24 protein-coding genes are annotated in these 24,463 nt (G+C 69.8%); 13 read left to right on the forward strand and 11 right to left on the reverse strand.

Annotated features, from left to right (window positions below; all coding sequences use genetic code 11):
• Positions 1–16: 16 nt before the first annotated feature.
• The 5 genes from BHS09_RS00690 to BHS09_RS39095 all read right to left on the reverse strand — a co-directional run bounded on the left by BHS09_RS00690 (position 17) and on the right by BHS09_RS39095 (position 3,886).
• Positions 17–352: a hypothetical protein gene (locus BHS09_RS00690; RefSeq protein WP_140796901.1), complete on the reverse strand. Its 336-nt coding sequence runs from the start codon at positions 350–352 to the stop codon at positions 17–19.
• Positions 353–496: 144 nt separating this feature from the next.
• Positions 497–1,378 (reverse strand): class I SAM-dependent methyltransferase, encoded by an 882-nt coding sequence (locus BHS09_RS00695; protein WP_140786617.1) that lies wholly within the window; start codon positions 1,376–1,378, stop codon positions 497–499.
• Positions 1,375–2,112: a hypothetical protein gene (locus BHS09_RS00700; RefSeq protein WP_140796902.1), complete on the reverse strand. Its 738-nt coding sequence runs from the start codon at positions 2,110–2,112 to the stop codon at positions 1,375–1,377. The genes BHS09_RS00695 and BHS09_RS00700 overlap by 4 nt, the downstream gene beginning before the upstream one ends.
• The gene (locus BHS09_RS00705; protein WP_140786619.1) at positions 2,109–3,467 is read right to left on the reverse strand and encodes a sensor histidine kinase; all 1,359 of its coding nucleotides are present in this window, start codon (positions 3,465–3,467) and stop codon (positions 2,109–2,111) included. Before BHS09_RS00705 ends, BHS09_RS00700 begins: the two co-directional genes overlap by 4 nt.
• On the reverse strand, positions 3,464–3,886 hold the full coding sequence (locus BHS09_RS39095; RefSeq protein ID WP_237080111.1) for a hypothetical protein: 423 nt from the start codon (positions 3,884–3,886) through the stop codon (positions 3,464–3,466). The genes BHS09_RS00705 and BHS09_RS39095 overlap by 4 nt, the downstream gene beginning before the upstream one ends.
• A 173-nt stretch (positions 3,887–4,059) precedes the next feature.
• Between BHS09_RS39095 and BHS09_RS00715 the strand changes: the two genes are divergently transcribed.
• Both BHS09_RS00715 and BHS09_RS00720 read left to right on the forward strand, forming a co-directional pair.
• Positions 4,060–4,947: an EamA family transporter gene (locus BHS09_RS00715; RefSeq protein WP_140786620.1), complete on the forward strand. Its 888-nt coding sequence runs from the start codon at positions 4,060–4,062 to the stop codon at positions 4,945–4,947.
• An 88-nt stretch (positions 4,948–5,035) separates the two neighbouring features.
• Positions 5,036–5,677 carry a hypothetical protein gene (locus tag BHS09_RS00720; RefSeq protein WP_237077911.1) on the forward strand — a complete coding sequence of 214 codons (642 nt, stop codon included), beginning with the start codon at positions 5,036–5,038 and terminating at the stop codon, positions 5,675–5,677.
• Here BHS09_RS00720 and BHS09_RS00725 read toward each other — a convergent pair whose 3' ends face one another.
• Entirely contained in the window at positions 5,678–6,418 is a 741-nt protein-coding gene (locus tag BHS09_RS00725; protein ID WP_174260474.1) for a TRM11 family methyltransferase, read from the reverse strand.
• A gap of 129 nt (positions 6,419–6,547) precedes the next feature.
• Here BHS09_RS00725 and BHS09_RS00730 point away from each other — a divergent pair, with 129 nt between their 5' ends.
• Positions 6,548–7,333, forward strand: a complete 786-nt coding sequence (locus BHS09_RS00730; protein ID WP_140796905.1) for an alpha/beta fold hydrolase — start codon at positions 6,548–6,550, stop codon at positions 7,331–7,333.
• A gap of 25 nt (positions 7,334–7,358) precedes the next feature.
• Positions 7,359–7,796 (forward strand): hypothetical protein, encoded by a 438-nt coding sequence (locus tag BHS09_RS00735; RefSeq protein ID WP_140786624.1) that lies wholly within the window; start codon positions 7,359–7,361, stop codon positions 7,794–7,796.
• An 868-nt stretch (positions 7,797–8,664) separates the two neighbouring features.
• On the opposite strand, the gene BHS09_RS00740 is transcribed toward BHS09_RS00735, so the two are convergent.
• The 3 genes from BHS09_RS00740 to BHS09_RS00750 form a co-directional block, all read right to left on the reverse strand.
• Positions 8,665–9,195: a hypothetical protein gene (locus tag BHS09_RS00740; RefSeq protein ID WP_140796906.1), complete on the reverse strand. Its 531-nt coding sequence runs from the start codon at positions 9,193–9,195 to the stop codon at positions 8,665–8,667.
• Positions 9,196–9,301: 106 nt separating this feature from the next.
• Positions 9,302–9,997, reverse strand: coding sequence for a molybdopterin-dependent oxidoreductase (locus BHS09_RS00745; protein WP_140796907.1), 696 nt, complete (start codon positions 9,995–9,997; stop codon positions 9,302–9,304).
• Positions 9,990–10,649, reverse strand: a complete 660-nt coding sequence (locus BHS09_RS00750) for a cytochrome b/b6 domain-containing protein (protein ID WP_257792130.1) — start codon at positions 10,647–10,649, stop codon at positions 9,990–9,992. The genes BHS09_RS00745 and BHS09_RS00750 overlap by 8 nt, the downstream gene beginning before the upstream one ends.
• Before the next feature lie 289 nt (positions 10,650–10,938).
• On the opposite strand from BHS09_RS00750, the gene BHS09_RS00755 reads away from it, so the two are divergent.
• The 7 genes from BHS09_RS00755 (at position 10,939) to BHS09_RS00785 (ending at position 19,784) form a co-directional block, all read left to right on the forward strand.
• The gene (locus tag BHS09_RS00755; protein WP_140786628.1) at positions 10,939–12,042 is read left to right on the forward strand and encodes an outer membrane beta-barrel protein; all 1,104 of its coding nucleotides are present in this window, start codon (positions 10,939–10,941) and stop codon (positions 12,040–12,042) included.
• 108 nt (positions 12,043–12,150) lie between these two features.
• Entirely contained in the window at positions 12,151–12,240 is a 90-nt protein-coding gene (kdpF, locus tag BHS09_RS00760; protein WP_140786629.1) for a K(+)-transporting ATPase subunit F, read from the forward strand.
• Between the two features lie 9 nt (positions 12,241–12,249).
• Positions 12,250–13,971 (forward strand): potassium-transporting ATPase subunit KdpA, encoded by a 1,722-nt coding sequence (gene kdpA / locus BHS09_RS00765; RefSeq protein WP_140796908.1) that lies wholly within the window; start codon positions 12,250–12,252, stop codon positions 13,969–13,971.
• 1 nt (position 13,972) lies between these two features.
• On the forward strand, positions 13,973–16,033 hold the full coding sequence (gene kdpB, locus BHS09_RS00770; protein ID WP_140796909.1) for a potassium-transporting ATPase subunit KdpB: 2,061 nt from the start codon (positions 13,973–13,975) through the stop codon (positions 16,031–16,033).
• 14 nt (positions 16,034–16,047) lie between these two features.
• On the forward strand, positions 16,048–16,683 hold the full coding sequence (kdpC, locus tag BHS09_RS00775) for a potassium-transporting ATPase subunit KdpC (protein WP_140786632.1): 636 nt from the start codon (positions 16,048–16,050) through the stop codon (positions 16,681–16,683).
• A gap of 87 nt (positions 16,684–16,770) precedes the next feature.
• Complete coding sequence (locus BHS09_RS00780; RefSeq protein ID WP_140786633.1) at positions 16,771–17,940, forward strand: sensor protein KdpD; 1,170 nt, start codon at positions 16,771–16,773, stop codon at positions 17,938–17,940.
• On the forward strand, positions 17,937–19,784 hold the full coding sequence (locus tag BHS09_RS00785; protein WP_140786634.1) for a HAMP domain-containing sensor histidine kinase: 1,848 nt from the start codon (positions 17,937–17,939) through the stop codon (positions 19,782–19,784). Before BHS09_RS00780 ends, BHS09_RS00785 begins: the two co-directional genes overlap by 4 nt.
• 111 nt (positions 19,785–19,895) lie before the next feature.
• Here BHS09_RS00785 and BHS09_RS00790 read toward each other — a convergent pair whose 3' ends face one another.
• On the reverse strand, positions 19,896–20,363 hold the full coding sequence (locus BHS09_RS00790; RefSeq protein WP_140796910.1) for a hemerythrin domain-containing protein: 468 nt from the start codon (positions 20,361–20,363) through the stop codon (positions 19,896–19,898).
• A 173-nt stretch (positions 20,364–20,536) separates the two neighbouring features.
• Positions 20,537–21,898: a sigma-54-dependent transcriptional regulator gene (locus BHS09_RS00795; protein WP_140796911.1), complete on the reverse strand. Its 1,362-nt coding sequence runs from the start codon at positions 21,896–21,898 to the stop codon at positions 20,537–20,539.
• 70 nt (positions 21,899–21,968) lie between these two features.
• Here BHS09_RS00795 and BHS09_RS00800 point away from each other — a divergent pair, with 70 nt between their 5' ends.
• Both BHS09_RS00800 and BHS09_RS00805 read left to right on the forward strand, forming a co-directional pair.
• Complete coding sequence (locus tag BHS09_RS00800; protein WP_237077912.1) at positions 21,969–22,445, forward strand: hypothetical protein; 477 nt, start codon at positions 21,969–21,971, stop codon at positions 22,443–22,445.
• Positions 22,446–22,818: 373 nt separating this feature from the next.
• The gene (locus BHS09_RS00805) at positions 22,819–24,414 is read left to right on the forward strand and encodes a methyl-accepting chemotaxis protein (protein WP_140796912.1); all 1,596 of its coding nucleotides are present in this window, start codon (positions 22,819–22,821) and stop codon (positions 24,412–24,414) included.
• The last annotated feature ends 49 nt before the right edge of the window (positions 24,415–24,463 follow it).

The following is a 24,463-nucleotide window of genomic DNA, read 5'->3' on the forward strand; positions in this document are numbered from 1 at the left end:
GTCGCGAGCAGGCGGGCTACTGCTGACCTTCGGGGCTGTGCGTCCCGGTGTCCTGGGTGTTGTGGTCGTTCATCATCCCGGAGCCACCGGTGCCGGCGTCCTCGTTCATCATCCCAGAGCCGCCCGTGCCGGCGTCGTAGCCCTGCATCTCCTGGCCGGAGCCGCCGGTGCCGCCGGTGCCGCCGGTGCCGTCGCTGGGGCGCGGCTGCTTGCCCTGGCCGCTACCGCCGGTGCCCTCCATGCCCGGGGTGGTCGTCGTCCCTTGGTGGTCACGGTTTTGTTCCCTGCATCCTGTAACGGACATCGCCACCGCCACCGCACCGAGCACCATCCACCGATTGAAAGCCTGCATCGCGTTTCCTCCCTGAGTAGCGACTGGCCCAAGGCTGGAGGCGACCCTCGCGTGTTGCACCCCGCCCCGTCGACCGTTGCGCATGTCCGCCCATGCTCCGGCCGGGCGGCCAGGGGCCTGCTTCAATCAGGAGGTGTCGCGGCCTCAGTCCACCCGCCGGAGCACGAGCAGCCCGTACTCCAGACCGCCATCCATCAACGCCTGCTGCAGGCGCAGGTGCTCGCGGCTGGATTCGCCGCGGCCGGCCTGAGCGAGCGCACGCAGGGGATGCTGGGAGGGGTGTGCCGAAGCGCGCTCATGCACCATCAATTCCAGTGTCAGCGACCAGAATCCCACCACGCGTGAGGACACGTCGTCGCGCACCTCCAGCTCCAACCCCGCGGCGTGCGCGGCGGACAGGTACTCATCGAGCGAGCCGATGCGCGTGCGCCAATACCGGTCAAAGCCGGGGGCCAGCTCTGGACGGCAGAGGAAGCAGTCGGCGATGGCCAGCACGCCGCCTGGCTTCAGCAGCGTCCGCGTGCGGCGGAACCACTCGGAGCGCGGCAGGTAGCAGGCGCTCTCCACCGCCACCACCGCGTCGAAGGCCGCGCGGCCCGGCACGGAGAGGGCGTCACAGAGGATGGGGCGCACGTGCGCGCTCACGCCCGCGGCCTCCGCGAAGCCGCGCACCAGCGCGACATGTGAGGGGACGTTCGTCACCGCCGTCACCTGCGCCTGGTGCTCGGTGGCCCAGTACAGCGCGCCGCCGCCCAGGCCACAGCCGATGTCCAGCACCTCTCCGCCATCCGGGAAGCGGCCCACGGCGCGCGCCAGCTCCACCAGCAGCGCTTCCTGCGCGAAATGGACGGTGTCGCGCAGCACCTCCGAGGGCGCGCCGGGCGGCGGCACCACGTCCACCAGTCCGGAGTGATAGTGCACGCGCGGGCCGGGCCCGTAGCGTTGGAGCAGCCGCTCCGTCTTCGCCTCGTAGTACGCGCTCACCTCGTCGCGTCTCCACTCGGGTTGCACGGCTTCGGCTCTCATGACTCCCCCTCTGGCAGCATCGGTTCGATGCGGCGGAGCGCCGCGTCCAGGCAGCGCAGGTCATGGCGGCGCAGCGCCCGCGCGGCGGCGCGCGCCCAATCCACCACCGCGTGACGGTCCGCCTCGGGCATGCTGGTGAAGCGCACGTCCCGCGTGCGGATGTCCTCCGCCACGTGCGCGGCCACGCCCAGCACCCGGCCCGCCGCCGCCGCGCGCGGCTCCAGCACCGTGCCCGCCCACAACACGCGCAGGTACGCGGCCCACTGCTGGCCGGCGATGCCCTCCGCCACCTGGCGGAACAACGGCGCCGTCCATTCGCTGGCGCGCACCTCCAGCGCCTGCGGGCCGGCGGCCACCGCCAGGGTGCGGACCGCCTCTTCCAACACCGGGCCCGGCAGCTGCGCCTGCGCGCCGCACAGCGTGGCGAAGGCCAGGTTCTGGAGGATGAACTGCACGCACGGCCCCACGCGGATGGGCGGGTCGTGGTACGTGCACTCGCCGTCGATGAGGTCGTCGGCGAGGTTGCCCGCGCTGAAGCTGAGGAAGAGTCCGGCGCCGCGCGCCAGCAGGGCCTCGCGAGGCAGGCCGGCCTCCGCGCCCGCCTCATAGAAGAGGGACAGGGGACCCGGCTGCGCCGCCTCCAATGCCGCGAGCACGTCCCGCTCCGACACCTCTGGCAAGCCCAGCCGGCGAAGCGCGCGCAGCGACTCCTGGTACAGGGCTCCGCCGCTCATCGGTACTCCCTGGGAAGGACCATGCGGAGCACGGCGCCGCCCCCGGCCGCGTTCTGCCGGTGCAGCATGCCGCCGCTGGCGCGCAGCAGGCACTCGCTGGTGTAGAGGCCCAGGCCCGTCGCGTGGGGCTTGCTGGTGTACAGCGCCTCGGCGGGGCGGCCGAGCTGGCCGGGCGGGAAGCCGGGGCCGTCATCCGAGATGGTGACCTCCAGGCGCCCGCTGAGTGGCTCCACGCGCGCGTGGATGTGGACCCGCGCCGCGCCTTCCTCGCCGTTGCCCTCGCAGGCGTTGAGCACCAGGTTCTCCACCACGCGGCGCAGCGTGGGCGCGCCGCCGCGCATCAGGGCGAGCAGGGGCGGAGAGGGCGGCTCCACCTCCACCTGGATGTCCACGTCCGGGAAGCGCAGGCCCACGCTGGCCTGCACCGAGTCCAGCACCGGCGCCAGCTCCACGGGCTCCGGTTCCATACCGGCATGGCGACGCCCCTTGTTGCGGGCGTCCATCATCATGTCCCGTATCTGCGTCAGGTTGTCGTTGAGCTGCCGGAGCAGGTCGTCGAACTCGGTGCGGCCGGGGCCCGGGCGGTGCGCGCCCACCACGGCGAGCATGTCCGCCGCGCTGCCCGCCGCCATGAGCGCGTTGTCGATGTCGTGGTGATAGCCCAGGATTTCCGACAGCGCCTGCGACAGGCGGCCCACGTCGCGCTCCTGCTGCTCCAGCAGTTGCGCGTGCACGGCGGCGCGCAGGCGCTCCGCGTCCGCGCGGGCCCGGTCATGCTGCACGGCGAAGGTCCCCAGGTAGAGCTGGGCGGTGAGCGCCGCGGGGCCGATGACGCCGAAGAGGGCCAGGTGTTCGTCGCTTCCGCGCAGGGGCAAGGCCAGCGCCAGGGCCAGCGCGGTGCCCAAGGCGAGGAAGGGCTGGCGCGGCGTCACCCGGTGCAGGCGGCCATGAAAGGCGGTGGTGAAGAGGAACAGCGAGGCCAGGACGGCGGCCCCTGGCGGCGCCGACAGCGCCATCAGCGCGGCCACGAAGAAGTGCATCGCCGCCACGCTGAAGATGAGCCACACCCAGCCCCAGGGCTCGATGCGGCGCCGCCGCCGGTGGACGAGCGAGAACAGGACGCCGCTGGTCAACATGGGCGCGGCGCACAGCAGCGCGGTGCCGAAGTGGATGCCGAAGAAGCTCCGCGCGCCGGGGGCCCAGGCCGTCATGGCCAGCAGGCTCGGCACGAAGGCACAGAGCGCGAGCCACGCGCCCAGGCCCGAGGCGGCCAGCACCTCCGCGGCATCCTGGGCGCGCGTCCACCGCCGGAGCGAGGACAGGAGGGCCTGTCGCCCGGCGGAGCGCGGACTCATACGGTGGCGGACAGGATGTCACCCGCCGTACCCAGGCTGGACGACTCCTCGGTGGCGCGTTCGGCCCGGAGGTTCAGTTCGTTGACGATGTCCGCGTTGCCGCGCTGGAGCAGCTGCACCGACACCTCGCCGCCCGCGAGCAGGTGGTGGAGGGCCTCCAGCACGGGCCGCAGTGCGGGGCTGAGCGTGCGCGCACCCAACGGACCCTCCATCGCGCCCAACTCATTGCAGCGCGCCAGGTAGGCCGTCAGCGCGCTGTCACGGGCGGTGTCGCCGCGCGAGCCGTCGTGCGCTGGCCTGGCCGCGCGGTTTCGAGGCCGCGGCGTCGCGGGCGCGCCCGTGCGGGCATCCCAGCGCGGTGGGCATTCTCGTCGCGTGCGAAGTGGATGGAACCGGATTTCTCGGACTCTTGGCGTCATGCTGGCTCCCCCCCGGGGCCTGGCACAGTCGTTTCACCCCCGAGCAAAGCGAAGGCCCCCCCGCGCCGTCAAACTCCCGGCCAGGCGAGTGTTGTCCAGCGTGTTCTCTTCACCCTTCAGGGCAGGCGGGTGATACGGGATGGACAGCGGGCGCGGTGGAAGAGGTGTGCGGAATGTCTCGAGTCTTGACGAAGCCGGGGCCAGTCACGGTGGCGGTCCTGATGTTGCTCGTCGCGATGGCCTCCATCCAGACGGGCGCTTCGCTGGCCAAGCAAGTCTTTCCCGTGCTGGGCGCGGCGGGGGCCACGGCGCTTCGCGTGTTCTTCGCGGCGCTCATCCTGGCGGCGGTGTTCCGGCCCTGGCGGCAGCGGCTCACCCGCAAGGACTTGCGGGCCGTGGCCATCTACGGCGCGGCGCTGGGCGGGATGAACCTGACCTTCTACCTGGCGCTGGAGCGCATCCCGCTGGGCATCGCCGTCGCCATCGAGTTCACCGGGCCGCTCGCCCTGGCCATCTTCTCCACGCGCCGGGCGCTCGACTTCGTGTGGGCGCTGCTGGCCGTGGCTGGCATCCTGCTGATTCTTCCGCTGTCGGAGACGTCGCGGGCGCTGGACTGGATGGGCGTCTTCTGGGCGCTGGTGGCCGCCACCTGCTGGGCGCTGTACATCCTCTTCGGTCAGCGGGCCGGAGGCGCCGTCCACGGCGGCACGGCGGCGTCGCTGGGCATGCTCACCGCGGCGCTGCTGGTCATGCCCTTCGGCGTGGCGCACGCGGGCATGAAGCTGCTGGACGTGTCGCTGCTGCCGCTCATCCTCTGCGTGGCCGTGCTGTCGAGCGCGCTGCCGTACTCGCTGGAGATGTATGCCCTCAAGGCGCTCCCCACGCGTACGTTCGGCATCCTGATGAGCCTGGAGCCGGCGCTGGCCGCCGTGTCCGGGCTGCTGCTGCTGAAGGAGCAACTGTCGCTGGTGCAGTGGGCGGCCATCGGCTGCATCATCCTGGCGTCCGTGGGCAGCTCCGCGACATCGCGCAAGCCCGCTGAAGCCGCCGCCGCGAGCTGACCGGAAGGGTTCGTCGACACCGTTCTCCGGAGCTGGGCCTGTCTTCGGGCTCGCAATGGGGCCCGGCGCCGGGCTAGAGGACGGCCTCATGCGTGACCGAATCCAGGCCGTGCTCCGCCAGCTTGCCCAGACGCCCGACATGGAGGCGCGCTGGCTCCACACCCTGTCCCTGATGGAGTTCATTGGCGCGCGGAAGATTTCGCGCACCGTGGCGGACCGGCACCCGACGCTGGAGGTGCTGGAGCACCTGGCCGACGAGACGCGCCACGCCTTCGCCTTCAAGCGCCTGTCCGCCGAGGTCGCCGGCGCGGAAATCACCACGTTCCTCTGCCCGGAGGCCGCGGGCCGCTACTTCCAGGCGCTGGACCACGAGCTGGCCACCTGGGCGACGTCCTTCACGGGCGCGCCGGATGTCTACCTGCACTACCTGCTCACGACGACGGCCATCGAGCGGCGCGCCATGGTGCTGTATCCGCTCTACAAGGCCGCGTCCCGCCAGCCGGCCGTGCGCGAGGAGCTGGGGCGCGTCGTGACCGAGGAGCAGAGCCACCGGCGCACCATCGAGGACGCGTGTGTCGCGCGCCTCACCGCCGTGGGCGCCACGCTGGACGCTGCGCTGGCGCTGGAAGAGCGGCTCTTCGCGGCCTTCATCGGTGAGCTGGAGACCGCCGTGGCGCGGGAGTCGGGCGCCCAGGACGCCTTGGTTCCGGCGGCGCCGCCGCGGATGTGACTACAGCGCGTCGTCTTCGCCGCCGGGCGCGCCCGTGCCATGGGCGCCCGAGAGGACAAGCGTGCCGTCCATCAGCTCCGCGCGCAGGTTGCGGGCCTTGCGCGCCCGCTTGCGGCTGAGCTCCACGCCCATCGCGCCCAGACCCAGCGCGTTGGCCACGGCCAGCACGGTGCCGTGGCCACAGAAGGGGTCCACCACCGTCCGCGTCCGCGTGTGCTCCAGGATGAAGCGGCACGCGATGAGGCACGCCTCCACGCCCATGCCGCGCGTCCACGTCACCTCGCCCGCTTCGGGCAGGACGTCGGGCGTGGACTTCGCCATGTCCACGCGGACGCCGCGCGAGAAGCACAGCATGTGGGAGTACGCGGGCCGGCCGAACGTCACCGTCCCGGGCGGCCGCCGGCACACCACCTTGTGCCAGAGCAGGTCGACGCCCACCTCCTCCGCGGCGCGAGCCACCAGGTAGCCCTTGTCCACCCAGGTGCCCTCTTCCTTCACGTCCGTCTGGTAGAAGATGGCCACGCCTTCGGGCGGCACGCGCGCGAGGATGAGCGCCGCGGCGCGGATGAACCAGGCCTTCCACTCCGCCAGCGACAGGGACGGGAACTCGGACCAGTCCGGCAGGGACGCGATGGCCGAGCTGCCCTCCAACACCGGCCGCGCCTCCAGCCACACGAGTGCGTCTTCGCAGTACACCGTGCGCTTCGCTGCGCCCGTGGCGCCTGCCTGTTCGTCCACCATGTGGTGCTGGAGTCTGCCAGAGCCGCGCGCACTCCGCGTCGGGCTGGTCAACACGCCCAAACCGTGGCTTGCTAGCGCTTCCGTAGATTTCTACAATCCTGTTTTATCTCGTTGCAACGGAGAGACGGAATGCCCACGACTTCAGCGAAAGACGGGACTTCGCTCCACTACCGTGTCGTGGGTGAGGGTCCGCGCACGGTCATCCTGGTCCACGGTTGGATGGTATCAGGCGCCGTCTGGGATGCGCTGGTGGAGCGCCTGGACCTGACGGGGCTGCGGCTGGTGATTCCGGACATGCGGGGCTCCGGTCAGTCGGGCCGCCCGGATGGAGGCTTCAGCCTGGAGTCGCTGGCGCACGACGTGCTGGCCGTGGCGGACGCCGTGGACGCGCGGCGCGTCACGCTGGTGGGGCACAGCATGGGCGGCCAGCTGGTGAAGTGGGTGGCCGCGGAAGTGCCGGCGCGCGTGGAGGGGCTGGTGCTCCTCAACACGGTGCCCGCCGCGGGGCTGCCGTTGCCTCCGGATGCGGCGGGGCTGTTCCGCACGTCGGCGGAGAGCCGCGAGAAGAAGCAGACCATCCTCGGACTCGCGTGCAAGCAGCTGTCGCCGGAGGCCCTGGAGGCGTTGGTGAAGGACTCGATGGGCGTCAGCCCGGCGGCCATCGAGCACGTCTTCGACGCGTGGACGGCGGGTGGCTTCGCCGACAAGCTGGCCTCGATTACGGCGCCCACGCTGGTGTTGGCCACGGACGACGCCTTCCTGCCGGCGGCCTTCCTGCGGGAGGCGGTGGTGTCGAGGATTCGCGGCGCGCGCCTGTCGTACCTTCCTGGCCCCGGTCATTACCCACAGGTGGAGCGCCCGGCGGAGACGGCGGCGCTGGTGTCCGCCTTCCTCGCCGGCTCCCTGCCGGTCTGAGCGCCGGTTTCGAGGAGGCAGCACGATGGCCTGGAACATGTCCTTCGAGTACGACGCGCAGAACGACGTCGTCACCGCGTATTTCACCGACTGCATCCTGGTGAATGAGGCGGACGTCCTTCGCTGGCGGAAGGACGTCGAGGAGCGCCTTTCCAAGTACCCGTCCAGGGTGGACCTCCTCATCAACCTGGACGGGCTGGTGGTGAAGTTCACCGCTGGCCGAGTCTTCGGCAAGGAGCGCCGTGAGGTGTTGGAGCGCTACACGCACCGCTCGTACCGCTTCGGTGGTGACGAGATGACGCGCATGTTCGTGCTCACCAGCGGCGCCATCAACGGCGCGGCCGTCAATCACTACGCCACCCGCGACGAGGCGCTGGCCGCGCTCCAGGCCGAGCGCGAGGCGCTGCGCAAGCGGGGCTTCTCGCCCTTTGGCGGTGGTGGCTTCGTCGGCAGCAAGGTCTGAGCCTTGACGGCCAGGGACGGGCGCCGTCGAAGCGGCCCCCGTCCCCCAGCCTCATGAGCAGTGCGTCTGAACACACGCTCCATCGCAGTCGTAGACGCATTGAACGACCGACCGGCAGGTCACCCGCCACACTGCATCGGGGGCCTGGCACGTGCCGTTGCTCCCCGCCCGCAGGCAGCCCCGAGTCTCGAGCGACTGGGAGTAGTAGTAGGTTCCTTCATGGCACATCGCGGGAAAGACGGTGCCAATGCCGCACCACCCGGCCTGATAGGCGTACTCGCTTTCGGCGGAGGTGTAGATCGTCTTCCGGCCATAGGTCCCAGCCCGCGGGTCGCAACCGCGTGTGCACGTGGTTTGATTGAGGTAGATGCCATTGCAGAAGCCGGCGCATGCCGAGGAGCAACCCCAGCTCGTCGCCTGCCAGCCGCTCGGGCAATCACCATCACACTGCGAGAACGTCTCGGTATTGGGGGCGCAAGTGACCTGATTGTAGTTGGGGGTGCCGCTACACGAGCCGCCACAGGCGGTCGGATTGCAGAGCTGGCTCGTCACATGATGCCCTGCAGGGCAGGTTGTGCCACAGAGCGTCAATTCCTGCGCGGCTTCGCCAAGTTCAAGCTCGTTTCCGGACCCTTGAGGTTCTTCGTCCGTCTGGGGGTTGCATCCCCCAAGTACAAACATGCCGCAGAGCGCCGCGGTCAGGGCCGAAAGTCTCATCATTCCTTGCATGGTCGAACGCCTCTTCCTTGGGGGGTGTTTCTTGGAGTGATGAGTGGTCGCACCAGTGGTGAATGTCTGCGTCCATCTGCCTGGTCGGATTTCCGCCCGCGGAAGTGTGTCTGTTGAGGCGGCCGTGCGCCCGGCGCGCTCAGCAGTCTGTCTTCACGCACTCGCCTTCGCAGTTGTAGACGCAGTCGATGCGCGACCGGCAGTTCACCTCCCAGATGGCGTCGGGGTCGCCGCAGGAGCCATTGCTTCCCACGGTGTGGCAGAAGAAGTTCGAGAGCAGGTGGGAGTAGTAGTACGAGCCGTCGATGCAGACGTCGGCGGGCAGTGTGGTGCACCAGTCCTCGTCGTTGGCATACGCGTCGTGGTAGCGGAAGTCGGCCTCCAGTTCCCCGTGCGTTCCTTCACGGGAATCACAGATGGGAGTGCACGTCGTCGCGTTGACGTTATAGGGCTCGGGACAGAACGGACCGCACTCCGGCCTGCAACTGCTTCCGATTGCCTGGAAGTGACTGGGGCAGGTGTAGCCACACATGGTGTCGCTGAGTCCAGCGGCCTGTCCGTCAACCTCCTGCGTCTGGGGGGCATCCGCATATCGTGCATCGCAGCCGCCCAGGACGAGGACGCCGCAAAGGGATGCCCTCAGGAGTGAGTGCGTTTGCGGCTGGCCCATGGCCCTGTCTCCTTGTGAGTTGTTCTCGTGATGCTGGCTCTGAAATGCCGCGAGTGAATGTCTGACTGTCGTTGATGTCGTGGGAGGGTGGCGAGTTCAGGGGGCCTCACACGCCCGCGAACCACTCGTAGCCGCGGTCTTCCCAGTAGCCGCCGGTGGGCTCCGGGAGGAAGTTCACCTCGGTGAGGTACTTCACCATTTTGTAGCCCAGCTTCACGCCCGAATAGAGGCGCAGGGGCGCGCCGTGTCCGGGCGTCAGCGGCTGGCCGTTCATGCCGTAGGCCAGAATCGTCTGCGGATGGAAGGCGCTGGGCCGGTCCCAGGACGAGTAATAGCCCGCGTCGAACGAGCGCAGCTCCACGTAGCCCGCGCGGGTGTCCGCGCCCACGTGCCGGGCCAGCTCGCTCAGGCGAACGCCATGCCAGGACGCCACCGCGCTCCATCCTTCCACGCAGTGGTGGCGAATGCGCAGGTCCGTGCGAGGCAGGCGCTGGAGGGCGTCCAGCGTCAGCACGCCGGGCCGCGCCACGAGCCCGCCCACTCGGAGCGCCCAGCCCGCGGGCGCGAGCGGCACCGTGTCGGAGACGAAGTACTCGGGGAACTTGCCGGGAGGCGTCGTCTCTTCGGGTGGCAGCTCCGGCGCCAGCCGGCGTTCGTCGAACAACACGGCCTGAGCGCGCGCGTTGAAGCGCTCCATGACGCCCAGGAAGCCCTCGCGAGGGCGGCTGCTGTCACACGCGCTGGCCGTGAGCGCGGTAGCGCCCAGCAGTGTCGTGCGCCGTGTGAGGAGGTGCCTAGGCATCTGGCTTCCTTCCGCCCGTCACCATCTCCGCCAGGCTTCGCGGGTGGAGCAGCACCAGGACGATGTGGCCCACGGTGAAGAGGGCGAGCAGCACCAGGATGACGAGGTGGATGGCGCGCGCCGCGTCGTAGCCACCCAGCAGCGAAGTGAGCGCGCCGAGCTGCACGGGCTTGTAGAGGACCAGCCCGGAGAGCACCGCGAGCAGCCCCAGCGCCAGCGTGCCCGTGTACGCCAGCCGCTGAAGGCCGTTGTAGAGCCCCTGCGCGGGTGCGTGCTTTCGCACGCGCAGGTAGAAGGCGAGCGTGTCCAGGGCGTTGCGTGTATCGCGGCGGGGCAGGAAGAGGCGGCGGCGCCACTCACCGCTGAGGGCGAGGTAGAGCACGTACGCCACGCCGTTGAGCATGAGGAACCACGCGAAGGCGAAGTGCCAGTGCCGGGCTCCGGCCAGCCAGTTCCCCAGCCGCATCCATTCGGGCGGAGGGATGCCCTGGAAGGGATACCATCCATAGGGCCGTCCCTGCGGCCCGAGCATGGGATAGGCGACAAGTATCTGGAGTCCGCTGGCCGCCATGATGAGCAGCAGCGGTACGTTGAGCCAGTGGGTGACTCGGATGAGCCACGGCTGGGGCCTGCGTCGTTCAGGGGCTTGCACGCGCGCGGAAGAAAGCACCCGGCGTCACGCGGCGTGGGCTCGGCTTGTCCCGCGTTGGTGGACAGCCGTCATTCAGGGCGGGTGCCGCTCACCTTGCGTCGACGTGAGGACGGGCCCTGGCCTCGCGGGGCAGGAAGAGGCGGCGGGGTTTCAGCTCGCACGATGCTCTCGAGCCCGTTCGTGCAAGTTGCAACCTGGAGAATGGCAGCAGGCACACAATCCCCTGGAATGACAGGGGGCGCGTGAGCCGTGGCCAGGCACGGCGCGTGCTCTTGGGGAAGGCACGACCATGTTCCCTTCTCCACTGCCAGCCCTGGTGTCCTCCCTGTTGCTGTCCCAGGCTCCCCCGCCGGAGCCGTCCCCCGATGCCGAAGCCCCGGGCCTGCTGTCTCGCCTGAAGGTGGAAGGCGGGGTGGACGTGTACTTCGGCTACAACGCCAATCGCCCCGCCGACGGTGCCAGTTTCATCCCTGGCACGGGCACCACTGCCCGGCGGGACAACGAGGTCTCCATCAACCTCGCGTCGCTGGGGGTGTCGCTCGCGCCCGCGCCCGTGGGCTTCAAGGTGCTGCTGGGCTTCGGCACCGGCATCGAGGTGCTGCATCAGGCCGAGCCGGAAGGCCCAGCCATCGGGCCTGAGGTGTGGCGCCATCTCCAGCAGGCCACGGTGTCGTACGCGACGGGGCCCCTGACGTTGGAGGCGGGCGTCTATCCCAGCCACATCGGTCTGGAGTCATTCCAGTCGCAGCTCAACTGGAACTACACGCGCTCGTGGATGGGCGAGCTGTCGCCTTACTACCAATCCGGCCTCAAGGGCACCTGGACCTTCGATGACGCGTGGAGCGCGCAGCTTCACCTGCTCAATGGTTGGCAGACGATTGGGGAGAACAACCGCGGCAAGGCGCTGGGCACGCAGGTGGCCTACGCCGGCCCACGGTTGTCCGCGGCGCTCAACACCTTCGTGGGGGATGAAGGTGACGGCGGCCTCCGTCTCTTCGCGGACGCCGTGGCCACCTGGAAGGTGACGCACGCCTTCGCACTGGCCGCCACGGCGGACGTGGGCCGGCAGGCGCGTTCCGGACAGTCCGCGGCCTTGTGGTACGCGGCGGGCTTCAACGCGCGGGTGCAACTCTCCGACGTCGTGGCCGTTGCCGCCCGGGTGGAGGCCTATCGCGATGAGGACGGGCTCATCACGGGTGCCGTCCAGACGTTGGCGGGCGGCACCCTCACCCTGGAGTTGAAGCCCGCCGAACACCTGGTCCTCAAGATGGAGGCGCGCCGCGACACCTCCACCGCAGACGTGTTCACCGGCCGCGCCACGGGAGGGGATGGCGCGCCCAGGCTCGAGGACGCCGAGACGCTCGGGGTGCTCAGCGCCGTCGCCTGGTTTTGAACGGGAGCCCCATCTCATGGACCTCGTGCTCGTTCTTGTCACCACCGCTTTCTTCGCGCTCGCGTGGGCCTACGTCCACGGCTGCGAGCGCCTGTGAGGCATTGCCCGATGACTTTCGAATACGCCGCTGGCGCCGTCCTGTCCGTGCTGCTCGGTGCCTACCTCATCTATGCGCTGCTCCGCCCGGAGCGCTTCTAGGCCCCCTTCATGTCCTTCATCGGTTGGTCGCAAATCCTGTTGTTCTTCGCCCTGGTGCTGGCGGTGACGAAGCCGCTGGGGGCCTATCTCTTCCGTGTCCTCGAAGGGGATACCCGTCCGCTGCCGCGCGTGCTGGGCCCCGCGGAGCGCCTGCTGCTGCGCCTGTGCGGCGCGGCGGACCGGCGCGAGCAGACGTGGGTGGCCTACGCGAGCTCGCTGTTGGCGTTCAGCCTCTTCAGTGTCCTCATCGTCTACGGCCTCCAGCGCGTGCAGCACCTGCTGCCGCTCAACCCGCAAGGGCTGGGAGCGGTGGGGCCGGAGCTGGCGTTCAACACGGCCGCCAGCTTCACCGCCAACACCAACTGGCAGTCGTACGCCGGTGAGTCCACGCTCAGCTACTTCACGCAGATGGCGGCGCTGGCGTGGCAGAACTTCGTCTCCGCCGCCGCGGGAATCGGCGTGGCGCTGGCGCTGGCCCGGGGCTTCACCCGCCGGCCCGGTCCGGACGGGCAGAAGACGCTGGGTAACTTCTGGGTGGATGTGATGAACGCCACCCTCTACGTGCTGCTGCCGCTGAGCCTCGTCTACGCGCTCTTCCTGGTGTCGCAGGGCGTGCTCCAGAACTTCGCGCCCTATTCGCAGGGGGTGACGCTGGAGGGAGCGAGCCAGACGCTGGCGCAAGGACCGGTGGCCTCGCAGGAAGCCATCAAGATGCTGGGCACGAATGGCGGCGGCTTCTTCAACGCCAACAGCGCGCACCCCTTCGAGAACCCCACGCCCTTCACCAACCTGGTGCAGATGCTGTCCATCTTCGCCATTCCCGCGGCCCTCACGTACACCTACGGGAAGATGGCGGGAGACACCCGGCAGGGCTGGGCCCTGTTCGCGGCGATGTCCGTCCTCTTCCTCGTGGGCGTGGCAGCGGTGTACGCGGCGGAGTCCCAGGCGAACCCGGCCTTGAGCGCCGCGGGACAGGTGGCGCAGGCAGGGAACCTGGAGGGCAAGGAGGTGCGCAACGGCGTCGCGGCCTCCGCGCTCTTCGCCGCCGTCACCACCGCGGCCTCGTGCGGCGCGGTGAACGCGATGCATGACAGCTTCACGCCCCTGGGCGGCCTGGTGCCCATGGTCAACATGCAGCTGGGTGAGGTCGTCTTCGGCGGCGTGGGCGCGGGCCTCTACGGCATCCTCATCATGGTGGTGCTCAGTGTCTTCATCGCCGGGCTGATGGTGGGCCGTACGCCCGAGTACCTCGGCAAGAAAATCGAGGCGCGGGAGATGAAGCTCGCGATGTTGTACGTGCTTGTCTTCCCGCTCTTCACGCTGGGCTTCAGCGGGCTGGCCGCGGTGCTGCCGCAGGGCGTGTCCTCGCTCAACAACGCGGGGCCGCATGGCCTGTCGGAAATCCTCTACGCGTACACCAGCGGAACGGCGAACAATGGCAGCGCCTTCGCGGGCCTCAACGCCAACACGCCCTTCTGGAACATCACGCTGGGCGTGGCGATGCTCGGCGGACGCTTCCTGATGATGGTGCCCGCGTTGGCCATCGCCGGCTCCATGGTGGGCAAGAAGGTGGTGCCAGCGGGCCCGGGCACCTTCCCCACGCACGGCGTGCTCTTCACCGGTCTTCTGGTGAGCGTGATTGTCATCGTCGGCGCGCTCACGTTCTTCCCCGCCCTCTCCTTGAGCCCCATCGTCGAGCACTTCCTCGCCGGGGCCGGAAAGCTCTACTGAGATGTCCTCGCCTGCTTCGAAACCGGCGTCGTTGCTGGACGCCTCGCTGCTCAAACCGGCGCTGGTGGACAGCCTGCGCAAGCTCCACCCGCGCGACGTGGCGCGCAACCCCGTCATGTTCGTGGTGTGGGCCGGGAGTCTGCTCACCACGGTGTTGGTGGTGAAGGACGTGGTGTCGCCGCACCCGGATGCCGCGCCGTTGGGCTTCACCGTGCAGGTGATGCTGTGGCTGTGGTTCACCGTGCTCTTCGCCAACCTGGCAGAGGCCGTGGCGGAGGGCCGCGGCAAGGCCCAGGCTGGCGCCCTGCGGAAGATGCGCAAGGACACCACCGCGCGTCGCTGGAAGGACGGGCGCGAGGAGCGCGTGCCCGCGCCGGACCTGCGCAAGGGCGACGAGGTGATTTGCGAGGCCGGGGACCTCATCCCCGGTGACGGCGAGGTGGTGGAGGGCATCGCCAGCGTGGACGAGTCCGCGATTACCGGCGAGTCCGCCCCCGTCATACGCGAGTCGGGCGGTGACCGCTCGGCGGTGACGGGCGGCACGAAGGTGCTCTCCGACCGCATCCGCGTGCGCATCTCCGCCAACCCCGGCGAGTCCTTCCTGGACCGGATGATTGGCCTCGTGGAAGGCGCGGCCCGGCAGAAGACGCCCAACGAGGTGGCGCTCCACATCCTGCTGGTGGGGCTCACCCTCATCTTCCTGCTGGCGTGCGTGACGCTGGTGCCGCTGGCGCTCTACTCGGGCGTGCCGCTGTCGGGCACGGCGGTGGTGGCGCTGCTGGTGTGCCTCATCCCCACGACGATTGGTGGCCTGCTGAGCGCCATTGGCATCGCGGGCATGGACCGGCTGCTGCGCAAGAACGTGCTGGCCATGAGCGGCCGCGCGGTGGAGGCGGCGGGTGACGTGGACACGCTGCTGCTCGACAAGACGGGGACCATTACCCTGGGCAACCGCATGGCCACGGAGCTGCTCCCCATGCCGGGCGTGCGGATGGAGGAGTTGGCTGAGGCCGCGCAGCTCGCCAGCCTCGCGGACGAGACGCCCGAGGGTCGCTCCATCGTCACGCTGGTGAAGGACACGTACAAGATGCGCCCGCGCGAGCTCCAGGCGCACCACGCCACCTTCGTGCCCTTCACCGCGCAGACGCGCATGAGCGGCTGTGACCTGGTGGACCCGCACCCGCGCAGCATCCGCAAGGGCGCGGTGGACGCCATTGTCACATACGTCTGTTCCCATGGCGGCGCGGTGCCGGACGAGCTGGCGCATGCGTCGGGCCGCATCGGCGACGCGGGTGGGACGCCGCTGGCGGTGGCGGACGGTGCGCGGCTGCTGGGCATCATCCACCTGAAGGACGTGGTGAAGGGCGGCATCAAGGAGCGCTTCGACCGCTTCCGCGCCATGGGCATCCGCACGGTGATGATTACGGGCGACAACCCGCGCACGGCGGCCGCCATTGCACGCGAGGCGGGCGTGGATGACTTCCTGGCCGAGGCGACCCCCGAGGCCAAGCTGGCCCTCATCCGCACCGAGCAGGGGCGCGGCAAGCTGGTGGCCATGACGGGGGACGGCACCAACGACGCACCGGCGCTGGCCCAGGCGGACGTGGGCGTGGCGATGAACACCGGCACCCAGGCGGCGAAGGAGGCCGGGAACATGGTGGACCTGGACTCCAACCCCACCAAGCTGCTGGAGGTGGTGGAGGTGGGCAAGCAGTTGCTGATGACGCGCGGCACGCTGACGACCTTCTCCATCGCCAACGACGTGGCGAAGTACTTCGCCATCCTCCCGGCGCTCTTCATGGGCGTCTTTCCCCAGATTGCGCCGCTCAACGTGATGGGGCTGTCCTCGCCGTTCAGCGCGGTGCTGTCGGCGGTCATCTTCAACGCGCTCATCATCATCCTGCTCATCCCCCTGGCGCTGAAGGGCGTGCGCTACCGCCCGCTGGGCGCCGAGGCCCTGCTGCGGCGCAGCCTGCTGCTGTACGGCGTGGGCGGCGTCATTGTTCCCTTCGTGGGCATCAAGGTCATCGACGTGCTGCTCGGCGCCGTGGGTCTGGCGTGAAAGGACTTATCCCCATGTTCTCCACACTTCTCACCGGTCTGCGCACCTGCGTCGTCACCCTGGTGCTCACGGGCTTGCTGTACCCGCTGGCCGTCACCGGGCTGGCCCAGCTTCTCTTTCCCAGTGAGGCCAATGGTTCGCTCGTGAAGGATGACCGGGGCCGCGTGGTGGGCAGCGCGCTCATCGGCCAGGGCTTCACCCGGGCGGGGTACTTCCATCCGCGTCCTTCCGCCGCTGGCGCGGGCTACGACGGCGCGGCGTCCTCGGGCAGCAACCTGGGCCCCACGTCGCTGAAGCTGAAGGAACGCGCGGCGGCCGAACTGGAGCGCCTACGCCGGGAGAATCCGGATGCGGCGGGCCCCGTGCCCGCCGAGCTGGTGACGACGTCCGCGTCCGGGTTGGACCCTCACCTGTCGCCGGAGGCGGCGCGCTGGCAGACGGCGCGGGTGGCACGGGCCCGCGGCGTGGCGCTGGAGCGGGTGCTGAACGTGGTGGACGCGCTGGTGGAGGGGCGGACCTTTGGCGTGCTGGGCGAGCCGCGTGTCAACGTCCTGCTGTTGAACATCGCGTTGGACCGGCGCTTCGGGCCGCTTCCGGACGCGGCGCCGGGCGTGGGGGGCGGGGCCTCGCCGAGCCAGGGCGCACCTTGAGCCACGTGGGGGCACGCGCATTCACCACGTGAGATTCGCCGGGCGCGAGGGCATCCTCCGCCCGGCGTCCCACCGGATGGGCAAAGGATGACGATGACGCGGCGCTCGCGCGCGGAGGACTTCCTGGAGCTGGTGGAGCGGGGCCGGCGCGGCCGGCTCAAGCTCTACATCGGCTTCGCGGCCGGGGTGGGGAAGACGTACCGGATGCTGGAGGAGGCACACGCGCTGAAGCGGCGCGGCGTGGACGTGGTGCTGGGCTTCGTGGAGCCGCATGACCGCGCGGACACGCAGGCGCTGGTGGAGGGCTTGGAGGTGGTGCCGCGCAAGCAGTACACCTACCGCGACGTCACCGTTGAGGAGATGGACCTGGACGCAGTGCTCGCGCGCAAGCCCCAGGTGGCGGTGGTGGACGAGCTGGCTCACACCAACCTCCCGGTGTGCCGCCACCGTAAGCGCTACCAGGACGTGCAGGAGTTGCTGGACGCGGGCATCAACGTCATCGGGGCCTTCAACGTCCAGCACCTGGAGAGCCTCAACGATTTGGTGGAGCGCGCCACCGGCGTCACCGTGCGGGAGACACTGCCCGACAGCTTCCTCAAGGCCGCCGACCAGGTGGTGAACCTGGACCTGGCGGTGGAGGACCTGCACGAGCGGCTCCGGATGGGGAAGATCTACGCGAAGGACAAGGTGCCGCGGGCGCTGGAGCGCTTCTTCAAGGAGGAGAACCTGGCCACGCTGCGCGAGCTGGCGCTGCGTGAGGTGGCGGAGAGCCTGGACCGCGCCACCGCGAGGCCGCCTCCGGGGGAGGGGGATGAAGGTTCGCAGCGGGGCGCGGCGTGGGGCCGGGTGCTGGTGGCGCTGTCCAGCTATCCCCGGCACGCGGCGACGCTGCTGCGCCGGGGCTCACGGATGGCGGGCCGGCTGAACACGGACTGGTTCGTCGTGTACGTGGAGACGCCGCGCGAGGCGCCGCACCTCATCGACGCGGAGGCGCAGCGGCATCTGTTGACGAACATCGAGAAGGCGAAGGAGCTGGGCGCGGAAGTGGTGCGCCTGAGGGCTCGAGACCCGGTGGAGGGCATCCTGGACTTCGCGCGCTCGCACGGCGTGGGCCACATCATCGTCGGCCGTTCGCATCAACCGTGGTGGAAGCAGCGGCTGGGGCGCGCGGTGGACATGAGGCTGGTGCGCGAAGGCCGGGGCTTCGACATCCACGTGGTGGCCTTCGAGCCGCGCGAGGAGGGACGCCGCCCATGACGCTGCGAGCCCGGTTGTTGTTGGCGCAGGCACCCCTGGCCCTGGCGCTGTTGTTGGTGGGCATGGTGGCCGTGGTGACGTTGTCCCAGCTGGGGCGTTCTGGGCCTCGGGTGCTTCAGGACAACTACCGCAGTGTGCTGGCCGCGCAGGAGATGATGGCGCAGCTGGAGCGCATGGACAGCGGGGCGCTCTTCATCATCGCGGGTGAGCGGCAGCGCGGGCTGACGCAGCAGGCGGCGCAGCGTGCGCGCTTGGAGTCGCAGTTGCGGGTGCAGGAAGGCAACGTCACCGAGCCCGCCGAGGATGCGGCGACGCTCCAGTTGCGCACGGCCTGGCGGCGTTACCAGGAGGTCTACGACGGGTTCCTCGCCCAGTCGTCGCCGGAGGGGGCGCGGGAGGCGTACTTCGGTGTTCTCGAGCCGGCCTTCCAGGAGGTGACCGGCGCGGCCCGGGCCATCCTGGACCTGAACCAGGACGCCATGGTGCGCAAGAGCGAGGCGTTGCAGCGGCAGAGCGCGCGGGTGAACACGGTGATGGTGGCGGCGGTGATGGTGGCCTTCGTGGTGGGGTTGTTCGCCTCGCAGTCGCTGACGCACCGGGCGCTCCGTCCGGTGTCGGTGCTGTCGCAGGCGGTGCGGCGCCTGGGCGAGGGCGACTACGCGGTGCGCGCGGTGGTGGAGGGACAGGACGAAATCGCGCAGGTGGGGCGGGACTTCAACGCCATGGCAGAGGCGCTTCAGCAGTACCGGCGCAGCAGCCTGGGTGAGTTGCTCCAGGCGCAGGCGGCATCACAGGCGGCCATCGACAGCCTGCCGGATCCGGTGGTGGTGTTCGGCGCGGACGGAGGGCTGCTCAACGTCAACCGCGCGGCGGAGGACGTGCTGCGGCTGTCGCTGGAAGCGGGCGGGGACATGCTGGGGCGGGTGGTGCCGGAGGCGCGCGCGGTGCTGGAGCGGGTGCGTGAGCACGTGTTGACGGGGCGAGGGGCGTATCAGCCGCGCGGGTACGAAGAGGCGGTGCGGGCGCCGCTCCCGGAGGGCGACCGGTGGCTGCTGGCGCGTGGCAGCCCGGTGTACGGGGAGTCAGGGGAGGTGGTGGGGGCCACGGTGATTCTCCAGGACGTGACGCGGCTGCGGCGCTTCGACGAGCTGAAGAACGACCTGGTGGCCACGGTGGCGCACGAGTTCCGCACGCCGCTCACGTCGCTGCGCATGGCGCTGCACCTGGTGACGGAGGGCGTGGTGGGGCCGGTGACGGAGAAGCAGGCGGACCTGTTGTTCGCGGCGCGCGAGGACTGCGAGCGACTGCAGGGTATCGTGGATGACCTGCTGGATTTGTCGCGCATCCAGGCGGGGCATCTTCAGTTGGAGATTCGCCGGGTGCCCGCGGAGGAGCTGGTGGACGCGGCGCTGGACGCACAGCGCGCGGCGGCGGAGGAGCGCGGGGTGCGGTTGTCGAAGCAGGTGGGACTGGACGTGGAGCCGGTGGACGTGGACCCGGAGCGGCTGGGGTTGGTGCTGGGGAATCTGGTGGGCAACGCGGTGAAGCACACGCCCACGGGAGGCGAGGTGGAGGTGCGCGTGTCGCGGGACGCGCACGGGGTGCGCTTCGAGGTGAAGGACACGGGGGAGGGGATTGCCTCGGAGCAACAGGCGCGCATCTTCGAGAAGTTCTACCGGGCGCCCGGCGCGCCCGCGGGAGGCGCGGGGCTGGGGCTGTCCATCGCGAAGGACATCGTCCAGGCGCACGGCGGGGAGATTGGTGTGGTGAGTACGCCCGGCCAGGGAAGCACGTTCTGGTTCACGTTGCCCCGGCGGCAGGAGCCCGGGCCGGCGAGCGCGTGAGGACGTGACGCGGGGAGCTGACCGCTGCCAGCCGAGGAACGGTGTGCCACAGGGCAACACCGCGCCCTCGTCTTCACGCTGCTGACGTCCCCGTGAGTTGAACTCGGGCCCTCAGACGTTCGCCTGCCCCTGGAGCTTCTGCATCTCCTCGCGGCGGACCTCGGAGGCGGTGCGGACGATGTCCTTGCACGACATGCCCAGGTCTTCCTCGGTGACCTTCTGACCGAGTTTGGGAAGCACGTCCCGTTCCTCCATCGTCACGTGGTCCTTCACGACCTTCTCCAGTTGACCGAACAGGGAGACCAGCTTCTGCGGGTCGTTGCGGGCGCGGATCATCTGGGCGACGAGCTCCGTCATCTCCCCGTGCTCCTCGACGGAGTCCTGAATCAGCTTGTCCCCCACCACCCGGCGCGCGGCGGGGTACACCCAGCGCTCCTCGATGGTGGTGTGCAACGTGAGCGCCTCCGCGAGCTGGATGCCGAGCTCTCGCTTGCTCGCGTCGTCCTTCGCCGCGCGACAGGCATCGAACAGCGCTTCCACTTCGCGGTGCTGCTGAATCAACAGGTCAATCACGTCCACGTCTGCGCTCCTTGGAATCGGTTCGGTGTCCTCCAACGCTCCGCATGCGCGCAGGACGCCGCAATCGCCGCTCCAGGCACGCGGTGAAGCCCTGCCCGGTCCGCTCCCGTGGAACACCATTGACGAGAGCCGGGCACACGGGCGCTCCCAGGCCCGTGCTCACCCGGCCGCGCTCAGCCCTCGCCCGACTCGTACTTCTTCCGCTTCCGCCACAGCGTGGACGCGTCGATGCCCAGCACCCGCGCCGCCTCGTCCAGCGTGGGCGCCGAGGCCATGACGCGCAGCACGTGCTCGCGCTCGATGCCCTCCAGCGTGTGCGGCCCGCCCAGCGTCATCACAGGACTCCCCGCCGCGGCGATGCGGTCCGGGAATGCCTGCGGCTCCAGCACCTCCGCCGGCCAGACGATGAGCGCCCGCTCCATCGCATTGCGCAGCTCGCGCACGTTGCCCGGCCACCCATAGGCCAGCAGCATCTTCTCCGTCGCGGGCGACAGCTCCGGCGGAGGGCGCTGCGCCGCGCGCGCGAAGAAGGAGACGAAGCGCCGGGCCAGCGAAAGCAGGTCCTCCGGCCGCTCTCGCAGGGACGGCAGCTTCACCTCGATGACGTTCAGCCGGTAGAGCAGGTCCTCACGGAAGCGCCCCTCCGCCACGTCCTTCTCCAGGTCCCGATTCGTCGCCGCCACCACCCGCACGTCCGCCTTGCGCGTGCGTCCCTCGCCCAGCCGTTCGAACTGCTTCTCCTGCAGGAATCGCAAGAGCTGCGCCTGGAGCCCCGGACTCATCTCCGCGATTTCATCCAGGAACAGTGTGCCCCCCTCCGCCGCCTCCACGCGTCCCGGCTGGTCCTTCACCGCGCCAGTGAACGCGCCGCGCACGTGGCCGAACAGCTCGCTGGCCAGCAGTTGCTCGGACAGCGTGGGACAGTTGACGGTGACGAAGGGCCGGCGCCGCCGGGCGCTCATTGAATGCAGCGCGCGGGCGAGCACTCCCTTGCCCGTTCCACTCTCTCCCCGAAGCAGCACCGCCGCGTCGGACGCCGCCGCGCGCGTCAACAGCCCGATGGCCGCGTGCATCGCGGGCGAGGCCGTCTCCAACGTGGCTTCCGGCACCGCTTGGGAAAGCTGCCCCTCCAGGTTCTCCAGTTGCGACGCCAGCTCCTGGTGCCGCCGCGCCTTCTCCACCACATGGCGAATCTGCGCGGGTGTGAAGGGCTTGGGCAGATAGTCCCGCGCCCCGCGCCGCATCGCCTCCACCGCCGTGTCGAAGGTGGCGTAGGCGGTGATGAGCACGACGTCCAGGTGGGGTGACTCGGCCAGGAGGCGCGGCAGCAGTTCCATGCCGCTGGCCGTGCCCAGCCGCAGGTCGACGAAGGCCAGGTCGGCGGGGCCTTGCGCCAGCGCGGCCAGCGCGGCCTCGGGCGTGGCCGCCTCTCGCACCTCACAGCCGAAGCCCTCCAGGCACACGCGGAGGGTGTGGCGGATGTTCCGCTCGTCGTCCACGACCAGCACCCGCATGGGGCGCTCTCGAACGTCCATGGCTTCATCCTAGGTGCAATCCCCGCCGCCGCACGGTCAGACTCCCGTCCAGCGTGCGGGAGCACACGCAATGGCCGCCCAGGTGTTGGCGGTTGCCGCACATCCGCTGCACTCCGTGCTGGCGTTGCTCTCCGGTTTGGGCTGGAACAGGGGGCGTATGCGCTTGATGGGGATGATGGCGGGCGGCCCACCGCCCGAAGACGGTGAAGAGGAGAACGTCTTCTCCCGAGCCCGAGGCCCCTCGCCGGCCGAGAAGCGGACCCGGAAGGTCGTGCTGGTGGGGCTGGTGCTGCTGTTGCTCGGCGGCGTCTGGCTGTACCTCCAGGGCGGGGAGAACCGGGCGCTGAACGCGCTGTCTCCCGTGCAGCGGGCCTCGCTCTTCCAGGAGACGCGCGACTCCTTCCGCGAGATGTGCATGGGCGACGCGGGCACCAGCCGCTTCCCGAAGCGCTGCGCGCAGATGGCTGACTTCCTCACCCGCTTCACGGAATGTGACGCGACCTGCCAGCAGGAGATTGCGCCCGCGCTCCAGCGCTCCGTGCGCTGATACGGGGCTCCACCGGGGAAGCGGCGGCCTGCCCTCCTGCCCGGAGAGCGCGGTGAAACCGGGCTACCGGGACACTCTCCCCGAGGTGGGGTCGGGTCCCACCCGTCTTTCACGGCGCTCCGCGTCTGTCTGCATGACACGGGTGGTGAGAGTTACCAGCCCGCAGACAGTTGGCTATCCTACGACGCGCGGCGTGAGCACCGGCCGCACGAGGATGTGGCTCCCGCGGGAGTCCACGGAAGGATGGCGACATGTGCTGGTGCAGCGGGCCCTGGAAAACGGGGTGGCTCTTCCACAGCCGGATTCTGGCCGCGGCGCGCGGCATGGAGTCGCGGGCGTTGAAGGGTGCTCACGGTAGCGGGGAGGCCAGCGGGTGCGTCTGAAGCTCAAGCAGAAGATGATGTTGTTGCCGGCCGTTGTCGCGGTGTTCCTGGTGGCCATCCTGGTGGCGTTCATCGCCCTGGGCGCGCGCTCCGGCAGCGTGTACGCGCGCATCAGCAGCTCGCAGGTTCCCACCATCGAGCTGAGCCGTGAGGTGATGCACCGTTTCCCGGGCCTGCACCGCAACGTGCTGGCGGCGGTGGCGGCGAAGGCGGCGGGAGGATTGGAGCCGCTGAGCGCGGAGGTGGACGCGCTCCAGTCGAAGCTCGACCTGGCGAGGGCCGTACCGGACGCGAACCTCCAGCGGGTGGATGAACTCAAGTCGTCCCTGGCCACGTACTGGCGGAACTCCACGGCGGCGGTGACGTTCGCGGTGGAGGGTGACGAGAAGGCGGCGTCCACGCTCGAAAGCGTGGAGTCCCTGGCCGCGTCGCTGTCCCATGAGCTGGAGAGGGCCGTGGAAGCGGATGGCCAGGCCATCGCGACCTCCTACGCGGAGGTGGCCGGGCTGCACCGCGCCACCACCTGGACGGTGTGCGTGCTGGTGCTGTTGTGCATCGCGCTGACGGTGGGGCTGGCCTACTGGCTGCACCGCGAGGTGACGCTGCCGCTGGCGAAGCTGACCTACGTGGCCACGCGCATCGCGGAGAAGGGCGACCTGACGCAGGCCATCGACGTGAGCGCCCACGACGAAGTGGGAGAGCTGGCGCGCGGCTTCCAGGTCATGGTGACCCGGCTGCGCAACGTGCCCACCACCATCCAGACGGTGGTGACGGACCTGACGAACGCGGCGAAGACGCTGACGCAGGCCAGCCAGGAGCAGGTGAACTTCCTCACCAATCAGTCCCGCAGCCTCACCGAGGCGAGCACCACCATCGCCGAAATCGCGCAGACGTCCAGCATGGCCGCCAGCCGCGCGGAGATGGTGCTCCGCGTGGCGGGACAGGCGGATGCGTTCAGCGCGTCCGGCCAGGAGTCCATCGAGAAGAGCGCCGAGGGCCTCCAGCAGATTCGCCAGCGCGTGGGCGCGCTGGTGGGCAGCATCGGGCACCTGAGCGACCAGGCCGTGCACGCCGGTGAAATCATCGGCAGCGTGAAGGACCTGGCGGACCAGTCCAACGTGCTCGCGCTCAACGCGGCCATCGAAGCGGCGCGCGCCGGGGAGCAGGGCCGGGGCTTCGCGGTGGTGGCGCGGGAGATGCGCTCACTCAGCGGTCAGTCGCTGCAGAGCACCCAGCGCATCGGCAAGATTCTCCTCGAAATCAACCAGGCCATCCGCCAGACGGTGGGCATCGCCGAGGGCGACAGCGAGAAGATGGAGGAGGGCATCGAGCAGGTGCTCGCCTCGGCCAATACGCTGAAGGAAATCACCACCGTGGTGCAGGAGAGCAGTCAGGCCGCGCGCCAGATTGTGGCCTCTGTCACCCAGCAGAACGCGGGCATCGCGCAGATGACCGAGGTGATGACCACGCTGTCCTCCATGATGGCGGACGTGGTGACGGCCACGATGACCGCCGAGCAGGCGGTGACGCAAATCAACGCGTCGCTGGGGCAGCTCCAGGTGCTGTCCACCGGCTTCCGCGTCTGACGCCGCCTCGGGGCCGCGCGGGTGCCACCGCCCTGGGTGGCACCCCGGC

This window comes from Myxococcus xanthus (genome assembly GCF_006402735.1).
GTDB classification, from domain to species: Bacteria; Myxococcota; Myxococcia; order Myxococcales; family Myxococcaceae; genus Myxococcus; species Myxococcus xanthus_A.